Genomic DNA, 22,181 nt, shown 5'->3' on the forward strand with positions numbered 1-22,181 from the left:
GGCGGCCACTTGCGACAAAAGCTGGTCGCCCATGTCGTGGCCCAGGGTGTCGTTCAGATCCTTGAAGTTGTCGAGGTCGATGAACAGCAGGGCGCCGAGGTTTCTGGTGCGCTGGCAGGCGGCGATGGAGCGTTGCAGGCGATCGAGCAGCAGGCGGCGGTTGGGCAGGCCCGTGAGCGCGTCGTAGAACGCCAGGCGCTCGATTTCTTGTTCGGCCAGCTTGCGGTCGGTGATGTCCATGGTGAAACCATGCGACACCACCGAGCCATCGGCCTCGCGGTGGGGAACGGCGTTGGTCATGTGCCAGCGCACGCTGCCATCGTTCATGCGCACGCGGTATTCGCACTGCCAGGGCACCAGCTTGCGCACCGACATCATGGCCGAGCGTTGTACCTGCGGCAGGTCTTCGGGCACCACCCGGTGCATGAGCACACCGTGGTCGGTGGTCACCTCGTGTGGCTCCACACCCATGAATTCGCGCACCGCATCGCTGATGTACTGCACGCTGGTGCTGCCATCGGAATGCAGGCGGTATTCGTAGATGAAGCCCGGAATGCGGCTGGCAATGCGCTGGATGAACAGCAGCTGTTCGCGCAGCTGCTCGGCCGCACGGTGCTCGTCCGTCACGTCCTGCACCACGCCCATCACCACCTGCACCCCATCGCGAGGCAGCGTGCGCTGCACCCGAGACCGCATCCACCGCACTTCGCCATCGGGCCGGCGCCAGCGGTACTCCACATCCAGCCCCGCGCCCTGCATGCGGGCCTTGTCGAACACATGCCGGTCCTCAGGGAGGATGCCGCTCACGGCGCGCTCGGGGTCTACCCACTCCTGTTGTTCAAAACCGGCAATCTCGCACAGACCCGGCGACCAGAGCAGCACGGTTTCGCCCGGGTCTTCGATGCGGCGCCAGTGGCCCGTACGGGCCAGGCTCTCCATGGTGTTGAAGACTTCGGTCTGCTCGCGCAGTTCGCGACGGACCTCTTCGAGCGCGCGCTCGGACGCAGCCAGCGCAGTGCGCAAAGTCTCCGCCTCGGAGGCATCACGCACCGTGACCATGATGCAATCACTGGTGACCCGGCGCACCGACAGATCCCACGCCAGCAGCAACCGACCGGGCTCGCGCACCACCTGTCGGCACTCCAGCGGCGCTCCCACACGCACCACCCCGTACAACTGATCCAACAAGGGGGTACTGGCCAGAAGATCAAACACCTCGCTGGCGTCCGCACCAGGTTCACGCACAGCCCCCAGACCCGGCATGCGGCGGGCTGCTGCGTTGGCAGCCAGCAGCATCAACCGGCCGTTCTGCAGCCGGAACTCCATCAACGCCACCGGCACCGCATCCACCAGCGCCTGCAGGCGTGCCTGCGCCATGGGCTCGATGAGGCCGTCGCCCACGGGGGCGAGAAGGTCGGTCAACAGTTCGGACGAAATCACGGTCGCTCTGAAACCTTCGAATCCTGGGGTTGGGAAAAGCGCCCTCGCAACGGACGGCGCCTGCGGTCAAAGCCAAACTGCCAGCATACAGCCAAGAGTATGTCCAAACGTAACAAAGCAACAAAACCTGTGGCAAATCATTGAGGGGAAACCCCATGGGCGAACTGCTACAGTCCACGCCTCATTTCCCGGCGCCCCCCCCAGCATGTCCGACACGCTCGAACACCACACCCCCATGATGCAACAGTACCTGGCCCTCAAGGCCGGGTACCCGGAGACGCTTCTGTTCTACCGCATGGGCGACTTCTACGAAGTCTTCTGGCAAGACGCCGAAAAGGCCGCGCGCCTGCTCGACATCACGCTCACGCAGCGCGGCCAGTCGGGCGGGCAACCGGTGATGATGGCGGGCGTGCCCTTCCACGCGCTGGAGAACTACCTCGCGCGCCTGATCAAGATGGGCGAGTCGGTGGCGATTGCCGAGCAGGTGGGCGAAGTGGGCGCGAGCAAGGGCCCAGTGGAGCGCAAGGTGGTGCGCGTGGTCACGCCCGGCACGCTGACCGACACCGAGCTGCTGTCCGACAAATCCGAATCGCTGCTGATGGCCGTGCACCAGGCGCCCCGCGCGCGCTGCGGCATGGCGTGGTTGAGCGTGACGCAGGGCCGTGTCTTCCTGGCCGAATGTGCGCATGACGAACTGGGCGCCTGGCTGGCGCGCGTGGCACCCAGCGAGCTGATCTACAGCGCAGGCGTGACCGAGCGCTTTGAGCAACAACTGCAGGCGTTGCGCCAGGGTGGCGCCTTCACCTGCCCCATGAGCCTGCGGCCCGACTGGCAGTTTGACAGCGCCTTGGGCGAGCGCAAGCTGCTCGAAAACCTGGGCGCCGCCAGCCTGCAGGCCTGGGGCGCGCAAGACCTGGGTGAGGCCCACGCCGCCGCCGCCGGGCTGCTGACCTACGCCGAACACACGCAAGGCCGCACGCTCACCCATGTGCACAGCGTGCAGGTGCAGCGCAACGACGACCTCATCGACCTGCCCGCCACCACGCGGCGCAACCTGGAGCTGGTGAAGACCCTGCGCGGGGACGATGCGCCCACGCTGTTCTCGCTGCTCGACACCTGCATGACCGGCATGGGCAGCCGCCTGCTCAAAACCTGGCTGCTGGAACCCCAGCGCGACCGCGCCGAGGCGCGCCAGCGCCTGTCGGCAACCACCGCCTTGCGGGGTGCGGGCGGCGCAGGTGGCGGCTCCGGCCCCTGGGCCACGCTGCGCGGCGAACTCAAGGGCGTGAGCGATGTGGAACGCATCACCGCGCGCATCGCGCTGCGCCAGGTGCGCCCGCGTGAACTCGTGGGCCTGGGCAAGACGCTACAAAAAGCAGAGCTACTAGCGCTTAATGGACAGGCGCCAGAGCCCTTTTTGGTTCAAATTTTCGGCCATCTTCAACCGCCCGAAGGCTGCACGGCGCTGCTGCAGGCCGCCATTGCCGAAGAGCCCGCCGCCCTGGTGCGCGACGGCGGCGTGATCGCCAACGGCTTCGACACCGAGCTGGACGAGCTGCGCGCCATCCAGACCAATTGCGACGACTTCCTGCTGGAGCTGGAAACGCGCGAAAAAGCCCGCACCGGCATCCCCAACCTGCGCGTGCAGTTCAACAAGGTGCACGGCTTCTACATTGAAGTGACCGGCAGCCACCTCGACCGCGTGCCCGACGACTACCGCCGCCGCCAGACGCTGAAGAACGCAGAGCGCTTCATCACGCCCGAACTCAAGGCGTTTGAAGACAAGGCCCTGTCGGCCAACGAACGTGCGCTGGCGCGCGAGAAGTGGCTGTATGAGCAGATCCTCGACCAGCTCCAGCCCCACGTGCCCGCCCTCACCCGCCTGGCGCAGGCGCTGGCCACGCTGGATGTGCTGTGCACGCTGGCCGAGCGCTCCCTCACCCTCAACTGGTGCGCGCCCCAGTTCGTGCCCGAGCCCTGCATCGAGATCGAGGGTGGTCGCCACCCCGTGGTCGAAGCCCGCCTGGCCGAGACATCGAGCGGCAGCTTCATCGCCAACCACACGCGCCTGAACGCCAACACGCGCATGCAGGTCATCACCGGCCCCAACATGGGCGGTAAATCGACCTACATGCGGCAGGTGGCGCTGATCGTGCTGCTGGCCAGTGTGGGCAGCCATGTGCCTGCGGCCAGTTGCCGCCTGGGGCCCATCGACGCCATCCACACCCGCATCGGCGCGGCGGACGACCTGGCGAACGCGCAGTCCACCTTCATGCTGGAGATGACCGAGGCCGCGCAAATATTGCACGCCGCCACGCCGCACAGCCTGGTGCTGATGGACGAGATCGGCCGGGGCACCAGCACGTTCGACGGCCTGGCGCTGGCCAGCGGCATTGCCACCCACTTGCATGACAAGACCCGCGCCTTCACGCTGTTTGCCACGCACTACTTCGAGCTGACCGAGCTGCCCGCCAAGGCGCGCCACGCGATCAACATGCATGTGAGTGCCACCGAAAGCGGCGCAGACATCGTGTTCCTGCACGAGATCCAGCCCGGCCCGGCCAGCCGCAGCTACGGGATTCAGGTGGCCAAGCTGGCGGGCATGCCATCGCCCGTGCTGCACCACGCACGCCATGCGCTGGCTGCGCTGGAAGAGCGCGCGGGTGAAGACGAACTGCAGGTGGACCTGTTCGCCGCCCCCGAGGTGCCCGAGAGTGTCGGCGCCAGCCCGGTCGAGGCAGCGCTGGCAGGCATCAACCCCGATGCGCTGAGCCCGCGCGAAGCGCTGGATGCGCTGTACCAGCTCAAGCGGCTGGTGGGCTGATGCGCCCACAGCACCCGCAGCGGAAACCGCTCCAACCTACAGATCCTGCGCCACCGGCGCCAGCTGCCCCAGCATGAAGGTGATGAACGGTGGCACACATGGCAGGTGCCCGGCGGGCTGAGCGCGGCAGTCGGTCAGGCTGACCAGGTCGCCTGCGCCCCGATCCTGCATGGCGCGGACCGTGGCGGCGGAGCTGGCATAGGGCACCGTGCGGTCGTCGCGACCGTGGTACAGGCGCACGGGCAGCTGGGGCTTCCAGTCGTAGACGTTGCTGATCTCCTCCAGGGCGCGCACATCGTCCGCCAAAAAACGGTCGATGAAGTGCGTGTCATAGGCCACGTCGGCATCGCCCGGAATGAGTGCGCGCAGCAGCAGGCGGCGTACCTCGCGCTGCACGCTGCCGCCCAGGTAGCGCAGGAAGCCGGGGTTGATCAGGGCGCCAATCACCGGCTGTTCTTGCCGCACCAGGTCCACCAGCCCATCCATGGTGGCCTGCACGTTGTAGGGCCCGGCGCCGGGCACCACCATGCGCAGCTGCTGCAGGTGGGGCGAGCCGCTGGCCTGCAGCGCGCGGTGCGCGGCCATGGTCACGTAGCCGCCTTCCGAGTAGCCCGTGAGGAAAAGCTGCCCGTTGTCCGCTACACCGGTCTGGTTGCGCCAGGTGCGGGCAGCGGTCAGAAAATCGACCGTGGCGGCTGCCGATGGGCCTGCCAGCAGGTAGGGGTGGGGCGTGCCCTTGGAGGCACCAAAGCCCACATAGTCGGGCGCGAGCACGATGTAGCCCAGCGAGGCCAGCACCACGGCCACTTCCGACGCCACGGCGTTGTTGCCAGGGGCCTCGGCATCTTTGAAGAGGGTGCCGTGCTGGTAGCTCAGCACCGGGCTTTTGGCGCCTGCAGCCTTGATGGGCACGCTCACCAGGCCCGAGGCGCGCACCTCGCGGCCATCGGCATCGGCGGTGAGGTATTCGAGCCGGTAGGAGGTGACGCCGTAGCGCGGCACCACGTCCTGGGCCAGCGACTCCTTGGCGGCAAGGGCGGCCGCGATCTCGCTGGCCGGGATGGCCCCGAGCAGGCGGGCGGACTCCAGCCGCCCCGAGCGCTCGGGCAGGATGGGCGGCACGGTGGGCGAGCCCCCATCGGCCGGGGTGCTGCTACCGCCCCCGCAGCCCGCAAGCCCCAACGCCAGGCACGCCCCCAGCGCGGCGGCGCACACACGGCGGTTGCCCGCCAGCTTCCCCACAATCCACATGGTCCACCCCACCAGAAAGTCCAGCGCCGGATGATAGGGCGGCGGGCCCCAACGCGCCGGAGCGGCGCGGTTTGGCCCCTGAATCATGGCCAAAATTGCCGTCACCGCGCGACCATCAAGCAAAGTTTGCTATCAAATTAATAACAAACAAGTCTACAGCCGGGCGCGTGGCAGCCCGCCCATCAGGGGGTGAGGCACGCGCACGACTAAACTTGCGGGTTCCCCACACCACGGACCCATTCCTGTTCATGACGTACTGCGTCGCCATCAAACTCAACGCCGGGCTGGTTTTCCTGTCCGATTCCCGCACCAATGCAGGCCTGGACCAGATCAGCTCGTTCCGCAAGATGATGGTCTATGAAAAGGCGGGTGACCGCTTCATGGTGCTGCTGTCGGCGGGCAATCTGTCTATTTCGCAATCGGTGCGCGAAATCCTCCAGAACGAGCAGATCAAGGACGGCGAGTCGGGCGAGGCCATCACGATCTGGAACGCCAAGAGCATGTTCGATGCCGCCCGCGTGCTGGGCGCTGCCGTGCGCCACGTGCATGAACGCGACGGCGCTGCGCTCAAGCGCTCGGGCGTGGACTTCAATGTGTCCATGGTGTTTGGCGGCCAGATCAAGGGCGAGGGCATGCGCCTGTTCCAGGTCTACTCGGCGGGCAACTTCATCGAGGCCACGTCCGAGACGCCGTACTTCCAGGTGGGCGAGTCCAAATACGGCAAGCCGGTGCTCGACCGCGTGCTCACGCCCGAGACCCCGCTGGACGAGGCCGCCAAATGTGCGCTGGTGTCCATGGACAGCACGCTCAAGTCCAACCTGTCGGTGGGCCTGCCCCTGGACCTGGTGGTCTACGAGGCCGACCGCTTTGCCACCGACAAGGTGGTCTGCATCGACGAGAACAACCCCTACTTCCGCATGCTGCACGACAGCTGGGGCCAGAAACTGCGCCAGGTGTTCGACAGCATCGAGGACCCGGCCTGGAGCGGCGGTGCCACCGAGGTGCCAATCATGGTGAGTCCCGCGCGCAGCAAGCCGCTCAAGAAGATCACGACCCACACCGACCGGCTCATCTAAGCCTTTCGGGCCGCCCTGCCCCTTGCCCTGCCGGTACGCCTTTTGCCCATGCTCCCCATCGTTTTTTCGCACGCCAACAGCTTTCCAGCGGGCACCTACCGCCTGCTGTTCAAGCTGCTCAAGGCCCGTGGTTTCCAGATCAGCGCGGTGGAGCGCTATGGCCATGACCCGCAGTACCCGGTGACCAACAACTGGCCCCATCTGGTGCAGCACCTGGCCGACTTTGCGACCGCCCAGGTAGAGCGGCTGGGGCAACCGGTGTTTCTGGTGGGGCATTCGCTGGGCGGTTTTCTGAGCGTGATGGCGGCGGCCCGCCACCCGGAATTGGTGCGCGGCGTGCTGCTGATCGACTCGCCGCTGATCGGCGGCTGGAAGGCCAACGTGGTCGGTGTGGCCAAGCGGGCCCAGGTGGTGGGCTCCATCTCGCCGGGGCGGGTGAGCCGCCAGCGCCGCTTCAGCTGGGCCAGCGACGAAGAGGCCCTGGAGCATTTTCGCAAGAAGAAGGCATTTGCCCGCTGGCACCCCGAGGTGTTACAGGACTACATCACCCACGGCCTGCAGGACCAGGACGGCAAACGCGTGCTGGGCTTTGACCGTGCGGTGGAAACCGCCATCTACAACACCCTGCCCCACAACCTGGGCCGCCTGCTCAGCGCCCACCCGCTGCAGTGCCCGGCCGCCTTCATCGGCGGGCGTGACTCCGAAGAGATGAAGCAGGTGGGCATGGCCATGACGCTGCGCATCACCGAGGGCCGCACCATGATGCTGGACGGCAGCCACCTGTTCCCCATGGAGCAGCCGCAGGCCACGGCGGCGGCCATCGAGGCCGCGCTGCTGAACCTGGCCTCGCTCACCCCCGCACAGGCTTGAGCCCCGGGCCCGCTGCCTGCGGGCCCTCCTATAGCACCAAAACCCCTGGTGCAGCGCCCCAAACAGCGCTGCTGAGACTGCCTTTGATCAGGGCAAACAGGGAGCACGGCGGTCTGGGCAATCCCCTACACTGGTGGAATTGTTACAGCGTGATACAGCCGACATGCCTGCACAGCCCTACTTCGCCTCGCGCCTGCCCGCGCTGAGCTACGTGCTCCTGGCGATCTACCTGGTCATCCTCGCGTTTCGCACCCACAACGACACCACCATCGCCCTGGTGATTGCCTCGGTGGTGATGTTTGCCTGCTGCTGGGCCAGCGCCACCCATTTGCTGGGTGCGCGTCCCGCGCTGCAGTTTGTGCTGATCGCCGTGAGCTTTGGCTGGTTTGCCGAGCAGATGGGCTCGTCGCACGGCTGGTTCTTTGGCCACTACACCTACACCGATGTGCTCGGCCCCCGCCTGGGCGATGTGCCCCTGGTGATCCCCCTGATGTGGTTTGCGCTGACCTATGCAGGGTATGTGATTGCCAACCTGATCGTCTGGCAAAGCCCGGTGGACGGCGCACGGGGCCTGGGCAATACCGTCATGCTGTCATTTCTGGCGGCGATGATCGTCACCGCATTTGACCTGGGCGCAGACCCTTACATGGTGTACACCCTCAAAGCCTGGATCATGACCAAAACCGATGGCGCCTGGTTTGGCGAGACGGTGCAGGGCTTTTTTGGCTGGGTGTTTGTCTCTTTTGTGATCCTTCTGGGCTTTCGCATGTCGGTCCGCACCCTGGCGATGCAACCCAGCAGCCCGTTTTTGCGCCACCATGCGCTGGTACCGCTTGCACTGTATGGGAGCAACATGGTGTTTCAGATGATTCTGGGCAACCCCGTGGAAATCCGCTCGATTGCCCCCTTTGCGATGGGCATCCCCCTGTTGTGCGCGCTGGCGGGCTACCAGCGCTGGGTTGCACCCGCCAAGGCCCCCGTATGAGCCAGAACACATTGCACACGCACCCCATTTCAGACGCCACGCTGGCGGGCATGGAGCACCACGCCGACCCGCTGGCCGACCAGACCATCGCCGACATCCTGGGCGACTGGCCCGCAGGGGATGTCGCGGTGGACGCCCCGCAATGGGCACGCATCGACACCGTGAACCGCCTGTTCGGGGAGTGGACGGACAACAAGAGCCTGGTGGGCTGGACCGCCCAGGGTGACGGTGTGGACGCCGCCATGTCCAAGGCGCTGAACCACTACGTGCAGACCGCCCAGGTGCTGCCGTCCTGGGCCGATGCGAAAAAGATCGAACGCGCCGAGAAGCTCTTCATGGAGCACGGGGCACTGTCGTGCATCCTGCTGTTCTGCGCCAGCCTGCCCGAGTGTTATGTGATTCCCGATCTCTCCAGCGTGCTGCACACCTCGGGCCAGCTGGAGCAGAACGCCGAGTACCGCATCCGCTCCACGGCGGCGATGATCTTCCCGGTGATGATGCATGGCGGCCTGAGCCAGCGCGGCGCAGGCGTGGCGCAGGTGCTCAAGGTGCGGCTGATCCACGCCACCATCCGCAACCTGATCCTGCACGGCAGCCCGCAAAGTGCAGTGAAGCAGTTGGTGGCCGGCGGCAGCGGACATGTGCCCCCCCAGGCCCTGCCCACCGGGGGCGGGCGCCAGGCCATGTTCAAGACGCTGTACGCACGCGGCTGGAACCTGAAAGGCGACGGCCTGCCCTGCAACCAGGAGGAGCTGGCCTACACCTTGCTTACCTTTGGCTACGTGTTCCTGCGCAGCCTGCGCCGCCTGGGCATCGGTTTGCGCCCGGCCGAAGAAGAGGCCTACCTGCATGCCTGGAACGTGGTGGGCCACATCCTGGGCATCGACCGCGCCCTGATGGTGGACACCATGGACCAGGGCCAGGCCCTGATGGCCCGCATGCAGGCGCGGGGCCGCGCAGAACCAGTGCAGCCAGACCCTCGCCCCGCCCTGGGCCGGGCCTTGATGCAGACCATGGAGAAATCACTGCCCTGGAGCATTGTGAAGCCCTTCCCCGAACTCATGACCCGCTACCTGTGCGGGCGCGACACCGCCAACGACCTGGGCCTGACCCAGCCGGTGCCCTGGCCGTCTGCACTGCTGTTCTGGGGGGTGTTGCTGCTCGCACGGGCCCTTGATACGCTGCTGCGGATGGTGTTGCCACGTTTTTCCCTTGTGCGAACCCTCACCCGCATCCTGGGTTACCACTTCATGAGCCGTGTGCTGATGAGCCAGACCCGCCCCCTGCAACTGCCCACCGAACTGCTCAACCAGGTGGACGAGGTGGTGCACAGCTGGAGCGATGACCCCCACGCACCCGACTGGATCAACCGGATCGAAGACCGGTTGACCACGCATGGCAGCTGGAGCCCGGGGCTGGCTCGCACGGCGCAGACTGCGCGCTCCGCAGAGGCGCAGCAACCCGCCTAGCCGTAGTTGTTTCCACGCCGATGTACCCGCTGCTCTGCGCCCTCCTGATGCTGGCCCGGCATTGGCACGCGCGTCGCGGCGTTGCGGCCACCCTGCTGTGGGTGATCGTGCCCATGGTGCTGCCCCTGGGCGTGCAGGCAGCCTCCCCCTTGGTGCTGACGCCTGACCGACCCCAGGTGGATGCCTGGGAGGCCGTCACGCTCAAGGCAGACCCGACCTACCAGCTCTCGGTGCAGGACATGCTGGGCCAGTTGCGGGCGTTCGATACGCCCGCCCAGCGGGGTGGGTCCATAGGCGTGCACAAGGCAGCGATGTGGCTGCACATCCCCATCATTGCGCCCGAGGCGCCGCGCACCCCCTGGGTCGTCAACATCGGCTACAGCTCGCTGCAGGCGGAGCTTTACCTCGCCCGCGATGGCAAGGTGCTCCAGCAGGCCCGCAAAAAGGAAGGCAACCAGACACAACTGTCCAGCCGCACGCCAGCCATGGTGTTGGACCTGCAGCCCGGGCAACCTTATGACTTGCTCATACGGGTGCAGGCCACCGGTCCGCTGATCCTGCCCATTACGGTCAGCGAAATGCCCGTCTACCTGCACCAGTCCCTGAGCGAGCAGCTGTTGCAGGGCCTGCTCAATGGGCTGGCTTTGTGCCTGCTGGCCTACAGCCTTATCCAGTGGGTCACGCAGCGAGACCGCATGTTCGCCTTTTATGCGCTGGTGGTGCTGGGCAGTATGGGCTTTTCGATGCAGTTTTTTGGCATTGGCCCTCAATATCTGTGGCCTGACAACCCGTGGATGAATCGGTATTCTGGCCCGGCGGCGGGGCTGATGGCCCTGGTCGGCTCGTTTCTCTTCCTGGGGCATATGCTGGCCGACAGCACGCAAAAAAGCCGCTATGCACGCACCATGCGCGCGGGCGCAGCCATCACTTCGGCGGTGTGCGGTGCCTTGCTGCTCGGTTGGCTGAGCGTACCCATCGCCATCGCATTCATGAGCCTGGCGGGCCCCCTGCCATCCATCATCAGCTTGCCCGCCGCCATCGCGCGCGTACGACAAAAAGACCCGATCGGCATGACGCTGCTGTTGGCCTGGATCGCTTTTGGCGTGGCCGCTGGCGTGATGGTGTGCCTGGTACAGGGCTGGGTGCCCGCGAACTTCTGGACGCTGCACTCGTTCCAGTTCGGCGCCACGCTGGACATGCTGCTGTTCTTCCGCGTGCTGGGCCTGCGCGCCCAGGCCGCCAAGGCACAGGCGCAAGAGGCCATGCGTGAGCGCGACCTGATGCAATCCCTGGCCAACACCGATCCGCTCACAGGCCTGAGCAACCGGCGCGGCCTTCAGCATGCCCTGCACACCGCACTGGCCCACTGTTCGCCACAGCGTCTGGTCGCGTTGTACCTCATGGATCTGGACGGTTTCAAGCCCGTCAATGACTCTCACGGCCACGATGTGGGCGACGAACTGCTGGTGGCCGTGGGCCAGCGGCTGCAAGCCAGCGTCCGCCAGCAGACCGATCTGGTCGCACGGTTGGGGGGTGACGAGTTCATCATCATGGCCTGCCACCTCGAAACGCCACAGCAGGCAGAGGATCTGGGCCGTGCATTGTTGCAAGCCGTCGATCAGCCGTTTTGCCTGGGCAATCTGCGCTTGAAAGTGGGCTTGACCATCGGTTACGCCCTGGCCCCCCTGGACAGCAACGACCCCCAGGGGCTGATCCGCCTGGCCGACGCCGCCATGTACGCGGGCAAGCAGGGGGGCAAGCGCTCGATCCGGCGCAACACTGGCACGTTGGCGCTGGCACCATGACACGAGCCCTTCGCCCCATGCCGAACCGGCCCTGGCTGCGGCTGCAGCACACCCTCTGGCTGGCGCTGCTGTGGGTGCTGCTGGCCTGCACCGGCGCATGGGCCAACAGCCCCGTCTTGCAGCTCAACGATGAAAAGCGTGCCATCGACGCCTGGCCCTCCGTCAAGCTGCTGAGCGACCCCAGCCGCCAGCTTTCTGTGCGGGATGTGCTGCCGCTGGCCGACAAGTTCACCCCTCCATCCAGCGTGGGCGCCACGCTGGGCGTGCGGCCCGACGCAGTCTGGCTGCGCATCCCGTTCGAGGTGGCCTCCACCTCTGACGCCCAGTGGATTCTGGACATCAACCACTCCGACCTGAACCACATCGACATTTACCTCACGACCAGCGGGTACCTGGTCCAGCAAGCCACCCTGGGCAGCCTGCACCCTTATACGCAGCGCCCCTTGCAAAGCCGCTCCCACGCCATCCCGCTGAACCTGATGTCCGGGCTGCAGTACGAGTTGCTGGTGCGCGTCCAGACCCGGGGGGCCATGATCCTGCCGATCTCGTTCTACAAACCGGCAGCCATGCTCAGCAAGGCTGTCAACGAACAAATGCTGCAGGGGGTGTTGACCGGGCTGGCCCTGTGCCTGCTGGTGTACAGCCTGGGCCAATGGCTGAGCCTGCGCGACCCTCTTTTCATCTACTACGCACTGCTGACGTCTGGCAGCCTGCTGTTCTCGATGCATCTGTTTGGGGTGGGGCGGCAATTCCTCTGGAGCGACAGTCTCTGGTTCGAAGTCCACATGGGGGGGATGTCGGCCTTGCTCGCCACCTGTGGCTCGTTCCTCTTCATCGGGCAGGCCCTGGCAGAGCCCGGATCCAGCAGCCGTTTCATGCGTTTCATGCGGGCCGGTGCCGTGTTGTGTGTGCTGCTGGCTGTGGCCTATGGGCTGGATGTGATCTCCACCCGCGCCATCGCAGCCATCGTGAGCATCCTGGGCCTGGTCCCGGCACTCATGGGCATCCCGGGCGCCGCGCGCCGCGCCATCCGGGGCGACGGAGTGGGCACCAGCCTGCTGCTGGCCTGGCTGGTTTACTTTGTGGCCACGGCCGTCGTCATCGGCGTGATCAATGGCCGGGTGCCCGTGAATTTCTGGACCATGCACTCCTTCCAGTTCGGCGCCACGCTGGACATGCTGCTCTTCATGCGGGTGCTGGGTCTGCGCACCAAGGCCCTGCGGCTGGAGGCGCTGGATGCCAACCGCGAGCGCGACGTGATGCGCTCGCTGGCGCACACCGATCCGCTGACTGGCCTGCCCAACCGGCGCGGGCTCAACATCGCGCTGGCATCGGCGCTCTCACGCTGCAGCCCAGAGCGGATGCTCGCGGTGTATGTGATGGACCTGGACGGCTTCAAGCCCGTCAATGACCAGCATGGACACGATGTGGGCGACGAGCTGCTGATTGCGGTGACCCGGCGCCTGCAGGGCCATGTGCGCCAGAGCGACCTGGTGGCGCGCCTGGGCGGGGATGAGTTCGTGGTGATGGCTGGGCAGCTGCACAGCCTGCAGCAGGCGCAGGAGCTGGGCCACAAACTGCTGGATGCGTTCCGCGCACCGTTCTCGCTGCAGAACGTGCGGGTGGAAGTGGGGCTGACCATTGGCTATGCGATTGCCCCCCACGACGGCAACGATGCCATCGGCCTGCTCAAGCTGGCCGATGCCGCCATGTACAGCGGCAAGCAGGGCGGCAAGTTCTGCCTGCGGCGCAACACGGGCGACCTGGCACTGTCATCCACCTGACCAAGACGAGACCCGCAGCAGGCTGTCGGCCACATACGGCACGGCCCCAAAAAGCAACGCGGGCCATTTGCGGCTGTTCAATCCGGCGCTGATCCATTACACACGGGACTTCGTCTTTTCACGGAGGATCGTTCGCCATGGCCCATCGCAAAAGCCCTGCCCGCATTGCCAAAGACGCGCGTGTTGCGTATTTCCGCTCGCTGGCGGCCCCACAGGCCGCCGCCCTGAATGCAGCGGCCGCCCCCGGCCCGGCGCTTGCCTGGGACGCCATTGCCGCGCTGGAAGCCCGGCTGGTGGGCCGCATCGTGCTGCCCTCCAGCCCCGACTACAACGAGGCACGGCAAGAGTCCAACCCCGCCTTCCAGGCCTATCCCGAGATCATCGTGTACTGCGCCTGCGAGAACGACGTGCTGGAGTGTCTGGCCGTGGCCCGCGCCTACAAGGTGTGGGTGGCCGTGCGCTGCGGGGGGCACAGCACAGCGGGGTATTCCGTCAACAGCGGCATGGTGGTGGACTTGAGCGACATGCAAGGCGTGGTACTGGACCCGGCACGCGAACGGGTGCATGTGCTGCCGGGTACCGACTTTGACCATTTCAATGGCGCCATGAACCACACCGGCTGGCATGTGCCCACCGGGGCCTGCGGCAGCGTGTGCGTGGGCGGGTTTGTACAGGGCGGCGGCTATGGCTACACCTCGCGGGCCTTTGGCATCCAGAGCGACCTGGTGGAGTCGTTCCGAGTGGCACTGGCCAACGGCACCATCATCACCGCCAGCGCCCAGGACCACGCCGACCTCTACTGGGCGATGCGGGGCGGCACGGGCGGCAACTTCGGAGTGCTGCTGCAGGTCACCTACCGCATGCACCGGCTCGACCAGGTGTGGGCCTGGGCCATCAGCTGGGACCAGGCCCATGCCGCCCAGGTGCTCACGCTGATGCAAAAGAGCTTCATGAAAACCGGCGCCCCCGATGCGCTGGGCTACATGATGAACCTGGGCTACCAGCAAGGTGTGCCGGTGTACATGGTGCAGGGCATGTTCTGCGGCACCCGCGAGGCCGGCCTGCAGGCCATTGCCCCCCTGCTCGCCATCCCCAGCGCCCAGCTGCTGGTGGACAAGACCGGCACCTACCCCGAAATGAACATCTGGCTCGAAGACCACCCCTACACCCTGCCCGACAACCTGCCGGACGGCGTGGCAGAGACCAAGGCCAGCGGCTACATCAGCACCCCGCTGTCGCCCGCCGACTGGCAGCGCATCATCGATTACTTCAAGACGTCGCCCAACCCCTGGTCCCTAGCTTACCTGGAGCCCTATGGTGGCGCCATCAACCGCTATCCGGTGGCCGACAGCGCCTTCATCCACCGCCATGTGGATGCCGACCTCGTGGTGGATGTGTTCTGGACCAACGACGCAGAGCGCACACAGATGGAGGCCTGGCTGGACGGTTTCATGCAGCTTGTGAAGCCCTTCCTGAACGGGCATGTCTACCAGAACTACCCGGACGCACGCCTGGCAGATTTTGCGAACGCTTACTGGGGCCCTGCCTATCCCCGGCTGCAGCAGGTCAAGGCCACTCACGACCCGACCAACTTCTTCCACTTCCAGCAGAGCATCCGGCTGCCCCAGGGATGAACACACCAGGCCGGAAGAGGCCCGGCCTGGCTCAGGACACCGCCTGCTGCGCGTAGTGCAGCCGCCCCTTGCCCGCGCGCTTGGCCGCATACATGGCCTGGTCCGCGCGGTTCATGAGGGCATCGATATCGCCCTCCATCGGGGGGTACATCGCCACGCCAATGCTGGCGCCGATGGACAGCTCGCGCCCGTCCACGGCCATGGGCTGGTGCAGGGCCTCGATGATGCGGTGACCGATGGTGTCGATCACTTCGCGCGTGACCTCCTGGTCCAGCATGACCAGAAACTCATCGCCCCCCAGGCGCGCCAGGGTGTCGCCCGCGCGCACCGTGCTGGCGATGCGCTGGGCCACGGTGCGCAACACCTCGTCCCCGGCGCGGTGGCCCTCGGCATCGTTCACGCGCTTGAAGCCATCCAGATCGATGAACAACAGCGCCACCGCCCCGGCGCTATGGCGGGCCTGCAGCAGGGACTGCTCCAGACGCCCCTGGAACGCCGCGCGGTTGAGCAGCCCGGTCAGCGAATCGTGGTTGGCCAGATAGTGCTGCTGGCGCGCAATCTGGATTTTGGCCGATACATCCTGCACCAGGGCCATGATGGAGGTCACCTGGCCGTCCTCGTCTGTCAGTGCCGAGTTGAACCACTCGCAATGCACCTCGGTCCCGTCGCCGCGCACAAAGCTGGTCTCGGCGCGGTTCTGCGATTCTTCACCCGACTGCAGGCGCGACAGGGCCAGCTGCAGGCTGTCATCCACGAAAGCCGGGTCGAGCAGATCGGTCAGCAGACGCCCCTCCAGCCCCGCCACATGCAGCCAACCCATGAGCTGCACCGCCCGCTGCGAACAGTGCAGCAGCTGCAGCTTGTGGTCCATTTCCAGCACCGCCAACGGGCTGTTTTCCATGTGGGAGGACAGCCGCTGGTTGGCGGCACGCAGCGCGTTCATGGTCACCTGCAGCTCGTGCACATCCAGCGCCGTGGTGATGAAGCCGTCGATTTCACCCTGGCTGTTGTGCCAGGGCGTGAGACAAATGGTGCGCCACTCGTCAAAACCGTAGGGCGTGTGCAGCATGCGCTGGTACTGCACCCGCTCGCCCCGCAGCACGCGCTCCACAAAAGGCATGAAGCGGGCACAGTCCTGCTCGCCATACACCTCCACCAGCGTCTTGCCTACGAGGCGCTCCGGCGCTGTGCCAAACCAGCGCGCATATTCTTCGTTGACGTAGATCATGGCCAGGCTGCGGTCGATGACCGCCATGGTCGCTCCGGCACTGCGGGAGATCAGGTCCAGCAGCTCCGCCTTGGACCACGTTTGCTTCCGCGCGGCAGCGGAAGGCAGTGACAACTCTGGCTCGTCTTGCATCATGCGGAGAAAGCCCATCGGGGCATGGTCATCAACAGGAAGACTACAGCCCCAGGTGGCACGCAGCCGCCGGGGCACTGACAGCGGCCTGCAACGCGCGGCAGTGGGTTGCCGCAGCTTATCACTTTCGGTAACAGTTCCGCCTGCCCCCAGAGCAGCGGGCCATGCCCGGCACCTCAGCGGCAGCAGCGGTAGGCCAGCCCCACGGACACCGAATAACCCACGGGCTCCACCGTGAGGGGGCTGCGGCGCGCGTCCCCCTTGAGCTGCGACACCCGGGCCGCCCCCAGGATCACCCAGTGGCGGTTGATGGCGGACATCACCTCCACCCCGCCATCCACGCTGTAGAGACCCGCACCCGGATCAAACGCAGGCAACGGGCTGGCACTGCCCGCAGGCACACCAAAATGCCCCCGGACATAGGCGCTGTCGCCAAAACTGGCCCCCGCGCCCATGGTGACCTTGGTCTGCTCGGTGAGGGGCCAGGTGTAGCCCACACTGGTGGACAGCTGGGCACCGCCATCGCGGCCCAGAATGTCCTGCGACACCCCTGCTCCCACCGACCAGCGGTCTGTGACCACGTACCCGGCGCTCAGCCGCGCGCGCAGCGTGGAACGCACCGATGGCAAGCCCACCAGGATAGGGGCATCGGAGCCATCGCGGCCCTTGTCAATGCGCAAGGCGGCGCTCAGGCTAGAGCGGTCGCTTTGCGCGAGGGTCGCGCTGGCGCCTGATTCGCGGGGAGTCCCCAGGCCGTGCCCCATGAAGGCGCTGCCGCGCGAGGTGCTCAGGCGGAAACGCCCGTACTCCACCGCCCAGGCAGGCCGCAGGCTGCTCTTGCGGCCATCGCCCCCCGCATAGTCCGGGCCATTGCTGGCAATAGCCCCCAGCGCGTAGTGCAGCCTGGGCCCAGCCGGTTCGTCCGAGGCAGCCGTGTCTTGCGCCCATACAGGCGACAAGGCAAACCCTGACGCCACGGCCAGGGCGCCAGCACGCAAAAAAATCAAACCCGTAGAGCAATGCATGAACGGATTATCAATCCGCCCACTGCACCCAACCCGTCCACGCTGTCACCAAAACAACGACCCCGAACACGATGCGGTAGTACGCAAACGGCACAAAGCTGTGGGTGCTGATGTAGCGCAGCAGCCAGCGCACACACAGCCAGGCGCTGAGGAAGGAAAAGACCAGTCCCGTGAGGAACATCGGAAGGTCCGCCATGGACAGCAGCGCCCGCTCCTTGTAGAGGCTGTACACGCCCGCGCCGATGAGCGTAGGAATGGCCAGGAAGAAGGAGAAATCGGTGGCCGCCTGCCGCGACAGGCCCAGCAGCATGCCGCCGATGATGGTGGAGCCGCTGCGGCTGGTGCCGGGGATCATTGCCAGGCACTGCACCAGGCCCACCTTGAGCGCATCCAGCGGTGTCATTTCATCCACGCTCTGCACCCGCGTGGCGGAGGCCGGGCGGCGCTCCGCCCACAGGATGATGAAGCCCCCGATGATGAAGGTGCTGGCCACCACCACCGGTGTGAAAAGGTGCGCCTTGATGGCCTTGCCAAACAGCAGGCCCAGCACCACGGCGGGCAGAAACCCGATGAATACGTTGAGCGCAAACCGCTGCGCCTGGCGCTCGGTGGGCAGGGCCACCAGGGTCGAACGGATCTTCTGCCAGTACACCAGGATCACCGCAAAGATGGCGCCAGTCTGGATCGCAATGTCGAACACCTTGGCCTTGGCATCGTCGAAACCCAGCAAGGAACCCGCCAGGATCAGGTGCCCCGTGGAAGAAATCGGCAAAAACTCGGTCAGCCCCTCGACGACCCCCATGATGGCGGCCTTCACCAGCAATACAACGTCCACGCGCACTCCTTGCAAATAGGTGCGGGATTATCCGCCGGGGCGTGGCGGTGCAGCGGGCGGCATGGCTCTCTCGCAGCCGTGCAACCTGCTTTCGCCCCCCAAAACGCCGCGCAACTCACGCCGCGCCCGTGCATTTCGCGGCCCGGCGGCTGCATTTCGTCGCAACGCGCTGGCCGCTAGCGCAGGCCCCCGGCACAGTCCACCCCATCGAACGCGCCAGGAGCCCCACCATGCAAATCACCCCCGTCATCGCCATCCACCTTGCCGCCGCGCTGGCAGCCGTGGCCATCGGCCCCATCGCCCTGTGGGCCCGCCGGGGTGCCACGCAGCGCCCCCGCCTGCACCGTGCGGCCGGGTATGCCTGGGTCACCCTGATGGTGGCCACTGCCGTGTCCGCCATCTTCATCACCGGCGGCCCTGGCCCACGCTGGGGCAGTTTTGGGCTGATCCACCTGCTGATCCCGGTCACGCTGGGCATGCTGGTGATGGCCTTTGTCTACCTGGCCCGCCGCAACATCGTCGGCCACCGCAAGACCATGCAGCAGATCTACATCGGTGCCTGCGTGGTGGCCGGTGGTTTCACCCTGCTGCCCGATCGCTTCCTGGGCCACTCGCTGTGGTCTGCACTGGGCGTGATCTGACCCCTCCTTCAACCCCTTATCTCTTCAGGACACCCCATGCTTGCCAACCTGCTGATCCAACAACCCCAGATGCTGGGCGCCATCATCCAAAACACCCCGTACTGGGTCTGGGCACTGCTCGCCGGCCTGCTGGCGCTGGGAGCCAGCCAGCTGATGGACCGCCACGTTGGCCTGACGCGGGCCCTGGCCATGCCGCTGGCCATGACGGGCCTGTCGGTCTACGGCCTGGTGTCTGCCTTTGGCGGCGCAGGCCAGGCAGGCACTGCGATAGCTGCCTGGCTCGCGGCGGCTGGCGCCATCACCGGGCTGGCGCTGTGGCTTCAGCCTGCAGCCCCCAGCGGCACGCTGTACGCCGCCAGCTCGCGCAGCTTCTTCATTCCGGGCAGTGCCATGCCCCTGGCGTTGATCCTCGGCATCTTCCTGACCAAGTACTTCGTGGGCGTGGAGCTGGCCTTGCAGCCCGCGCTGGCCCGCGACGGCAGCTTTGCCCTGCAGATTGCCGTGCTGTACGGCGTCTTCAACGGCCTGTTTGCTGCCCGGGCGCTGCGCCTGTGGAGCCTGGTTCGCCGCAGCGCCGCCTTCGTCACCACACCGGCGGCTTCGTCTGCATCGGCCTGAATCGCCCCGTCGCCGCCCCCCAACACTCACGAAAGCCCCCTGCCATGTCACACCACCACCTGATCACCGACCCTCTGGAACGCCTGGCCCGCCGCCGTGCTGGAGCCAAGCTGGGCTGGTACCTCCATGCCGGGGTCTACCTGTTCGTCAACCTGCTGCTGGCCGTGCTGTCGATGAGCAGCGGGCACCACTGGGCCGTGTTCCCCGCCGTGGGCTGGGGCATCGGCCTGGCCATCCACGGTGTGGTGGTGTTTGTGCTGGCAGGCAGCAGCGGCCTGCACGAACGCATGGTGCAGGCCGAGCGCGACCGCGTGGCGCAGCAAGGCCCACGCTCCTAAAAAAGCGCTCCGTACAGCCCCAGCTTACGCAAAAGGAACCCCATGAAGCTGCTCCAGCGCCTGACCCTCGCCCTGCTGACCCTGGGCGCCGCCGCCACCTGCCAGGCGGGCACTGGCCTGATGGAGTTGCCCGGTTTGCCAGGAGACGGCCCCGTCACCGTGTTCTACCCTAGCAGCGGGGCGGACGCGCCCGTGCAGCGGGGCCCCTTCCAGCTGCAGCTGGCCTGGCAGGCGCCCCCCGTGCAGGGCAATGGCCGCCTTGTGGTCATCACCCACGGCTCGGGCGGCAACCCGTGGGTGCACACCGACCTGGCACGCGCGATGGTGGCAGCGGGCTTTGTCGTTGCGCTGCCCGAACACGCAGGGGACAACTCCCGGGACCCGTCCACGCCCGGCCCCGAGAGCTGGAAGCGCCGCCCTGCCGAGGTCTCCCGCGCCATCGATGCCGTGGCCCGGGACACCCGCCTGGCCCCGCTGCTCGCACTGGACAAGGTGGGCGTCTTTGGCGGCTCCGCCGGTGGCCACACCGCGCTGACGCTGGCAGGCGGCGCCTGGTCGCCCACGCGCTTTCGCCAGCACTGCGAGGCCCACATTGCCGATGACTTTTCCTCCTGCGTCGGCTTCATCACACGCCTGCATGGCAACCTGCTGGATGGCCTGAAAAAATGGCTGGCACTGGCCGTGATACGCCACCGCTTCAACGACGACACCGCCTACACGCACGAGGACCCGCGCATCCAGGCCGCCGTGGCCAGCGTGCCTTTTGCGGCCGACTTCGATATGGCCACCCTTGCCCACCCACGCATCGCACTCGGGCTGGTCACGGCGGGGCTGGATGTAAACCAGGTGCCACAGTTTCACAGCAGCGCCGTGCTCGCCGCCTGCCAGGACCGCTGCACCCATGTGGCCCACTTGCCGGGCGCCAGCCATGGCGCCATGCTGTCGCCCATGCCACCGCTGCACCTGCTCAACGACGTGCAGACCGCGCTGCTGGGCGACCCGCCCGGCTTTGACCGCAAGGTGCTGCCCGAAGTGGACGCGCGCATCGCGGACTTCTTTGCCCAGCACCTGCAGCCGCTACCAGCCCCCCAGCGCTGAACCGCCAGCAGGTGGCGCCCTGGCCACCATCCACCGTATGCTCCCCATCACCACGGCCAGCCAGGTCCGCCCGCCTCCATGACACCCACCCGCACACCCCAGCACCACCGCCGTTACACCATGTTGATCGCAGCCCTCCTCCTGACCGCCGCCATCGCTGGGCTTGCCGCCGCCATTGCCTGGGGCGGCCCCAAAGACATCCCGCCGCTGGCCAGCATCAACAACCCGTTCAAGGATGTGGACTACAGCAATGTGCCTCCGGCCCAGCGCTACACGGCACGCGATGGCACATCGCTCGCCTGGCACGGCTACAGCCCTGCGGGGGGCACAGGGGGCACGGATGCCTCGGCAAGCGCCCCCTTGCGCCGGGTGGTGCTGGTGCACGGGTCTTCCGCACGGGGACAGTCCAACCATGTGCTGGCACAGGCGCTGGCGGCTGCAGGTTACGCCGTGGCCTCCTTGGACATGCGGGGGCATGGCGAGTCCGGCCCCCGGGGCCAGGCCGCCTATATCGGACAGATGGAAGACGACATCGAGGACTTTTTGCGCGCCGTGCCCCACGTGGGCCCGCAAACGCTGATGGGCTTTTCGGCAGGCGGCGGGTTTGCGCTGCGTTTTGCGGGCAGCGCGCGGCAGGGCCTTTTTGACCGCTACGTGCTGCTGTCACCTTTCCTGCACCACAACGCACCTACATCGCGGCCGGACAGCGGCGGCTGGGTCTCGGTGGGCCTGCCGCGCATGATTGCCGTCACGCTGATCAACCAGGTCGGCATCACCCGGTGGAACCATTTGCCGGTGCTCAGCTACGCGCTGAACGACGTGGCCCGCGGGCTGCTCACACCCTACTACTCCTACACCGTGGCCACCAACTTCCGCCCCCACAACGACTACCAGGCCGACATCCGCAATGCCCGGGGCACCGTCTGCATCGTGGCCGGGCAGGACGACGAGTTGTTCTACGCCGACCGCTTTGCCGACCTGTTTGCCCAGGCAGGCAAGCCCGTGCCCGTCACCCTGGTGCCGGGCGTGAACCACATCGGGCTGACGCTGGATGCGCAGGCCGTGGCCACAGTGGCGCGGCAGGCCTGCCCTGCGTAGCAAGCCGCCGTGCCCCCTAAAATTCTGACC

Annotated in this window: 18 protein-coding genes; 13 read left to right on the plus strand and 5 right to left on the minus strand. The window is 66.4% G+C overall.

Annotation, left to right across the window (positions count from 1 at the left end):
- Nucleotides 1-1,440, minus strand: a 1,440-nt coding sequence (locus tag AvAM_RS00160; protein WP_249367838.1) for a GGDEF domain-containing protein, incomplete at its 3' end; no start/stop codon positions are given.
- A 205-nt stretch (nucleotides 1,441-1,645) separates the two neighbouring features.
- Here AvAM_RS00160 and mutS point away from each other — a divergent pair.
- Nucleotides 1,646-4,264, plus strand: coding sequence for a DNA mismatch repair protein MutS (gene mutS / locus AvAM_RS00165; RefSeq protein ID WP_137745201.1), 2,619 nt, complete (start codon nucleotides 1,646-1,648; stop codon nucleotides 4,262-4,264).
- Nucleotides 4,265-4,300: 36 nt separating this feature from the next.
- Here the strand turns inward: mutS and AvAM_RS00170 are convergent, their stop codons facing one another.
- Entirely contained in the window at nucleotides 4,301-5,515 is a 1,215-nt protein-coding gene (locus tag AvAM_RS00170; RefSeq protein ID WP_137745202.1) for a S9 family peptidase, read from the minus strand.
- Between the two features lie 248 nt (nucleotides 5,516-5,763).
- Between AvAM_RS00170 and AvAM_RS00175 the strand changes: the two genes are divergently transcribed.
- The 7 genes from AvAM_RS00175 to AvAM_RS00205 all read left to right on the plus strand — a co-directional run bounded on the left by AvAM_RS00175 (nucleotide 5,764) and on the right by AvAM_RS00205 (nucleotide 15,138).
- Nucleotides 5,764-6,591, plus strand: a complete 828-nt coding sequence (locus tag AvAM_RS00175) for a proteasome-type protease (RefSeq protein ID WP_137745203.1) — start codon at nucleotides 5,764-5,766, stop codon at nucleotides 6,589-6,591.
- A gap of 48 nt (nucleotides 6,592-6,639) precedes the next feature.
- The gene (locus AvAM_RS00180; protein WP_137745204.1) at nucleotides 6,640-7,461 is read left to right on the plus strand and encodes an alpha/beta fold hydrolase; all 822 of its coding nucleotides are present in this window, start codon (nucleotides 6,640-6,642) and stop codon (nucleotides 7,459-7,461) included.
- A gap of 163 nt (nucleotides 7,462-7,624) precedes the next feature.
- Entirely contained in the window at nucleotides 7,625-8,446 is an 822-nt protein-coding gene (locus AvAM_RS00185) for a carotenoid biosynthesis protein (protein ID WP_137745205.1), read from the plus strand.
- The gene (locus tag AvAM_RS00190) at nucleotides 8,443-9,915 is read left to right on the plus strand and encodes an oxygenase MpaB family protein (RefSeq protein WP_137745206.1); all 1,473 of its coding nucleotides are present in this window, start codon (nucleotides 8,443-8,445) and stop codon (nucleotides 9,913-9,915) included. Before AvAM_RS00185 ends, AvAM_RS00190 begins: the two co-directional genes overlap by 4 nt.
- A 20-nt stretch (nucleotides 9,916-9,935) precedes the next feature.
- Nucleotides 9,936-11,720 carry a diguanylate cyclase gene (locus AvAM_RS00195; protein WP_137745207.1) on the plus strand — a complete coding sequence of 595 codons (1,785 nt, stop codon included), beginning with the start codon at nucleotides 9,936-9,938 and terminating at the stop codon, nucleotides 11,718-11,720.
- On the plus strand, nucleotides 11,717-13,504 hold the full coding sequence (locus AvAM_RS00200) for a diguanylate cyclase (protein ID WP_137745208.1): 1,788 nt from the start codon (nucleotides 11,717-11,719) through the stop codon (nucleotides 13,502-13,504). The genes AvAM_RS00195 and AvAM_RS00200 overlap by 4 nt, the downstream gene beginning before the upstream one ends.
- Nucleotides 13,505-13,641: 137 nt before the next feature.
- The gene (locus AvAM_RS00205) at nucleotides 13,642-15,138 is read left to right on the plus strand and encodes an FAD-binding oxidoreductase (RefSeq protein ID WP_137745209.1); all 1,497 of its coding nucleotides are present in this window, start codon (nucleotides 13,642-13,644) and stop codon (nucleotides 15,136-15,138) included.
- Between the two features lie 31 nt (nucleotides 15,139-15,169).
- Here AvAM_RS00205 and AvAM_RS00210 read toward each other — a convergent pair whose 3' ends face one another.
- The 3 genes from AvAM_RS00210 to AvAM_RS00220 all read right to left on the minus strand — a co-directional run bounded on the left by AvAM_RS00210 (nucleotide 15,170) and on the right by AvAM_RS00220 (nucleotide 18,358).
- Complete coding sequence (locus tag AvAM_RS00210) at nucleotides 15,170-16,501, minus strand: diguanylate cyclase domain-containing protein (RefSeq protein WP_137745359.1); 1,332 nt, start codon at nucleotides 16,499-16,501, stop codon at nucleotides 15,170-15,172.
- 173 nt (nucleotides 16,502-16,674) lie between these two features.
- Nucleotides 16,675-17,523 (minus strand): MipA/OmpV family protein, encoded by an 849-nt coding sequence (locus tag AvAM_RS00215; protein WP_137745210.1) that lies wholly within the window; start codon nucleotides 17,521-17,523, stop codon nucleotides 16,675-16,677.
- 10 nt (nucleotides 17,524-17,533) lie between these two features.
- Nucleotides 17,534-18,358 carry an undecaprenyl-diphosphate phosphatase gene (locus tag AvAM_RS00220; protein ID WP_137745211.1) on the minus strand — a complete coding sequence of 275 codons (825 nt, stop codon included), beginning with the start codon at nucleotides 18,356-18,358 and terminating at the stop codon, nucleotides 17,534-17,536.
- Between the two features lie 230 nt (nucleotides 18,359-18,588).
- Between AvAM_RS00220 and AvAM_RS00225 the strand changes: the two genes are divergently transcribed.
- The 5 genes from AvAM_RS00225 (at nucleotide 18,589) to AvAM_RS00245 (ending at nucleotide 22,151) form a co-directional block, all read left to right on the plus strand.
- Nucleotides 18,589-18,999 carry a DUF2306 domain-containing protein gene (locus tag AvAM_RS00225; protein ID WP_137745212.1) on the plus strand — a complete coding sequence of 137 codons (411 nt, stop codon included), beginning with the start codon at nucleotides 18,589-18,591 and terminating at the stop codon, nucleotides 18,997-18,999.
- Nucleotides 19,000-19,035: 36 nt separating this feature from the next.
- A complete protein-coding gene (locus AvAM_RS00230; RefSeq protein WP_137745213.1) occupies nucleotides 19,036-19,617 on the plus strand; it encodes a DUF6622 family protein in 582 nt (193 codons plus the stop codon).
- 44 nt (nucleotides 19,618-19,661) lie between these two features.
- Nucleotides 19,662-19,955 (plus strand): 2TM domain-containing protein, encoded by a 294-nt coding sequence (locus tag AvAM_RS00235; RefSeq protein WP_137745214.1) that lies wholly within the window; start codon nucleotides 19,662-19,664, stop codon nucleotides 19,953-19,955.
- A gap of 42 nt (nucleotides 19,956-19,997) precedes the next feature.
- Nucleotides 19,998-21,053 carry a dienelactone hydrolase gene (locus tag AvAM_RS00240; RefSeq protein ID WP_137745215.1) on the plus strand — a complete coding sequence of 352 codons (1,056 nt, stop codon included), beginning with the start codon at nucleotides 19,998-20,000 and terminating at the stop codon, nucleotides 21,051-21,053.
- Nucleotides 21,054-21,131: 78 nt separating this feature from the next.
- A complete protein-coding gene (locus AvAM_RS00245; protein WP_249367841.1) occupies nucleotides 21,132-22,151 on the plus strand; it encodes an alpha/beta hydrolase in 1,020 nt (339 codons plus the stop codon).
- Nucleotides 22,152-22,181: the final 30 nt, after the last annotated feature.

Source organism: Acidovorax sp. NB1 (assembly GCF_005405905.1).
Classification (GTDB): domain Bacteria; phylum Pseudomonadota; class Gammaproteobacteria; order Burkholderiales; family Burkholderiaceae_C; genus Acidovorax.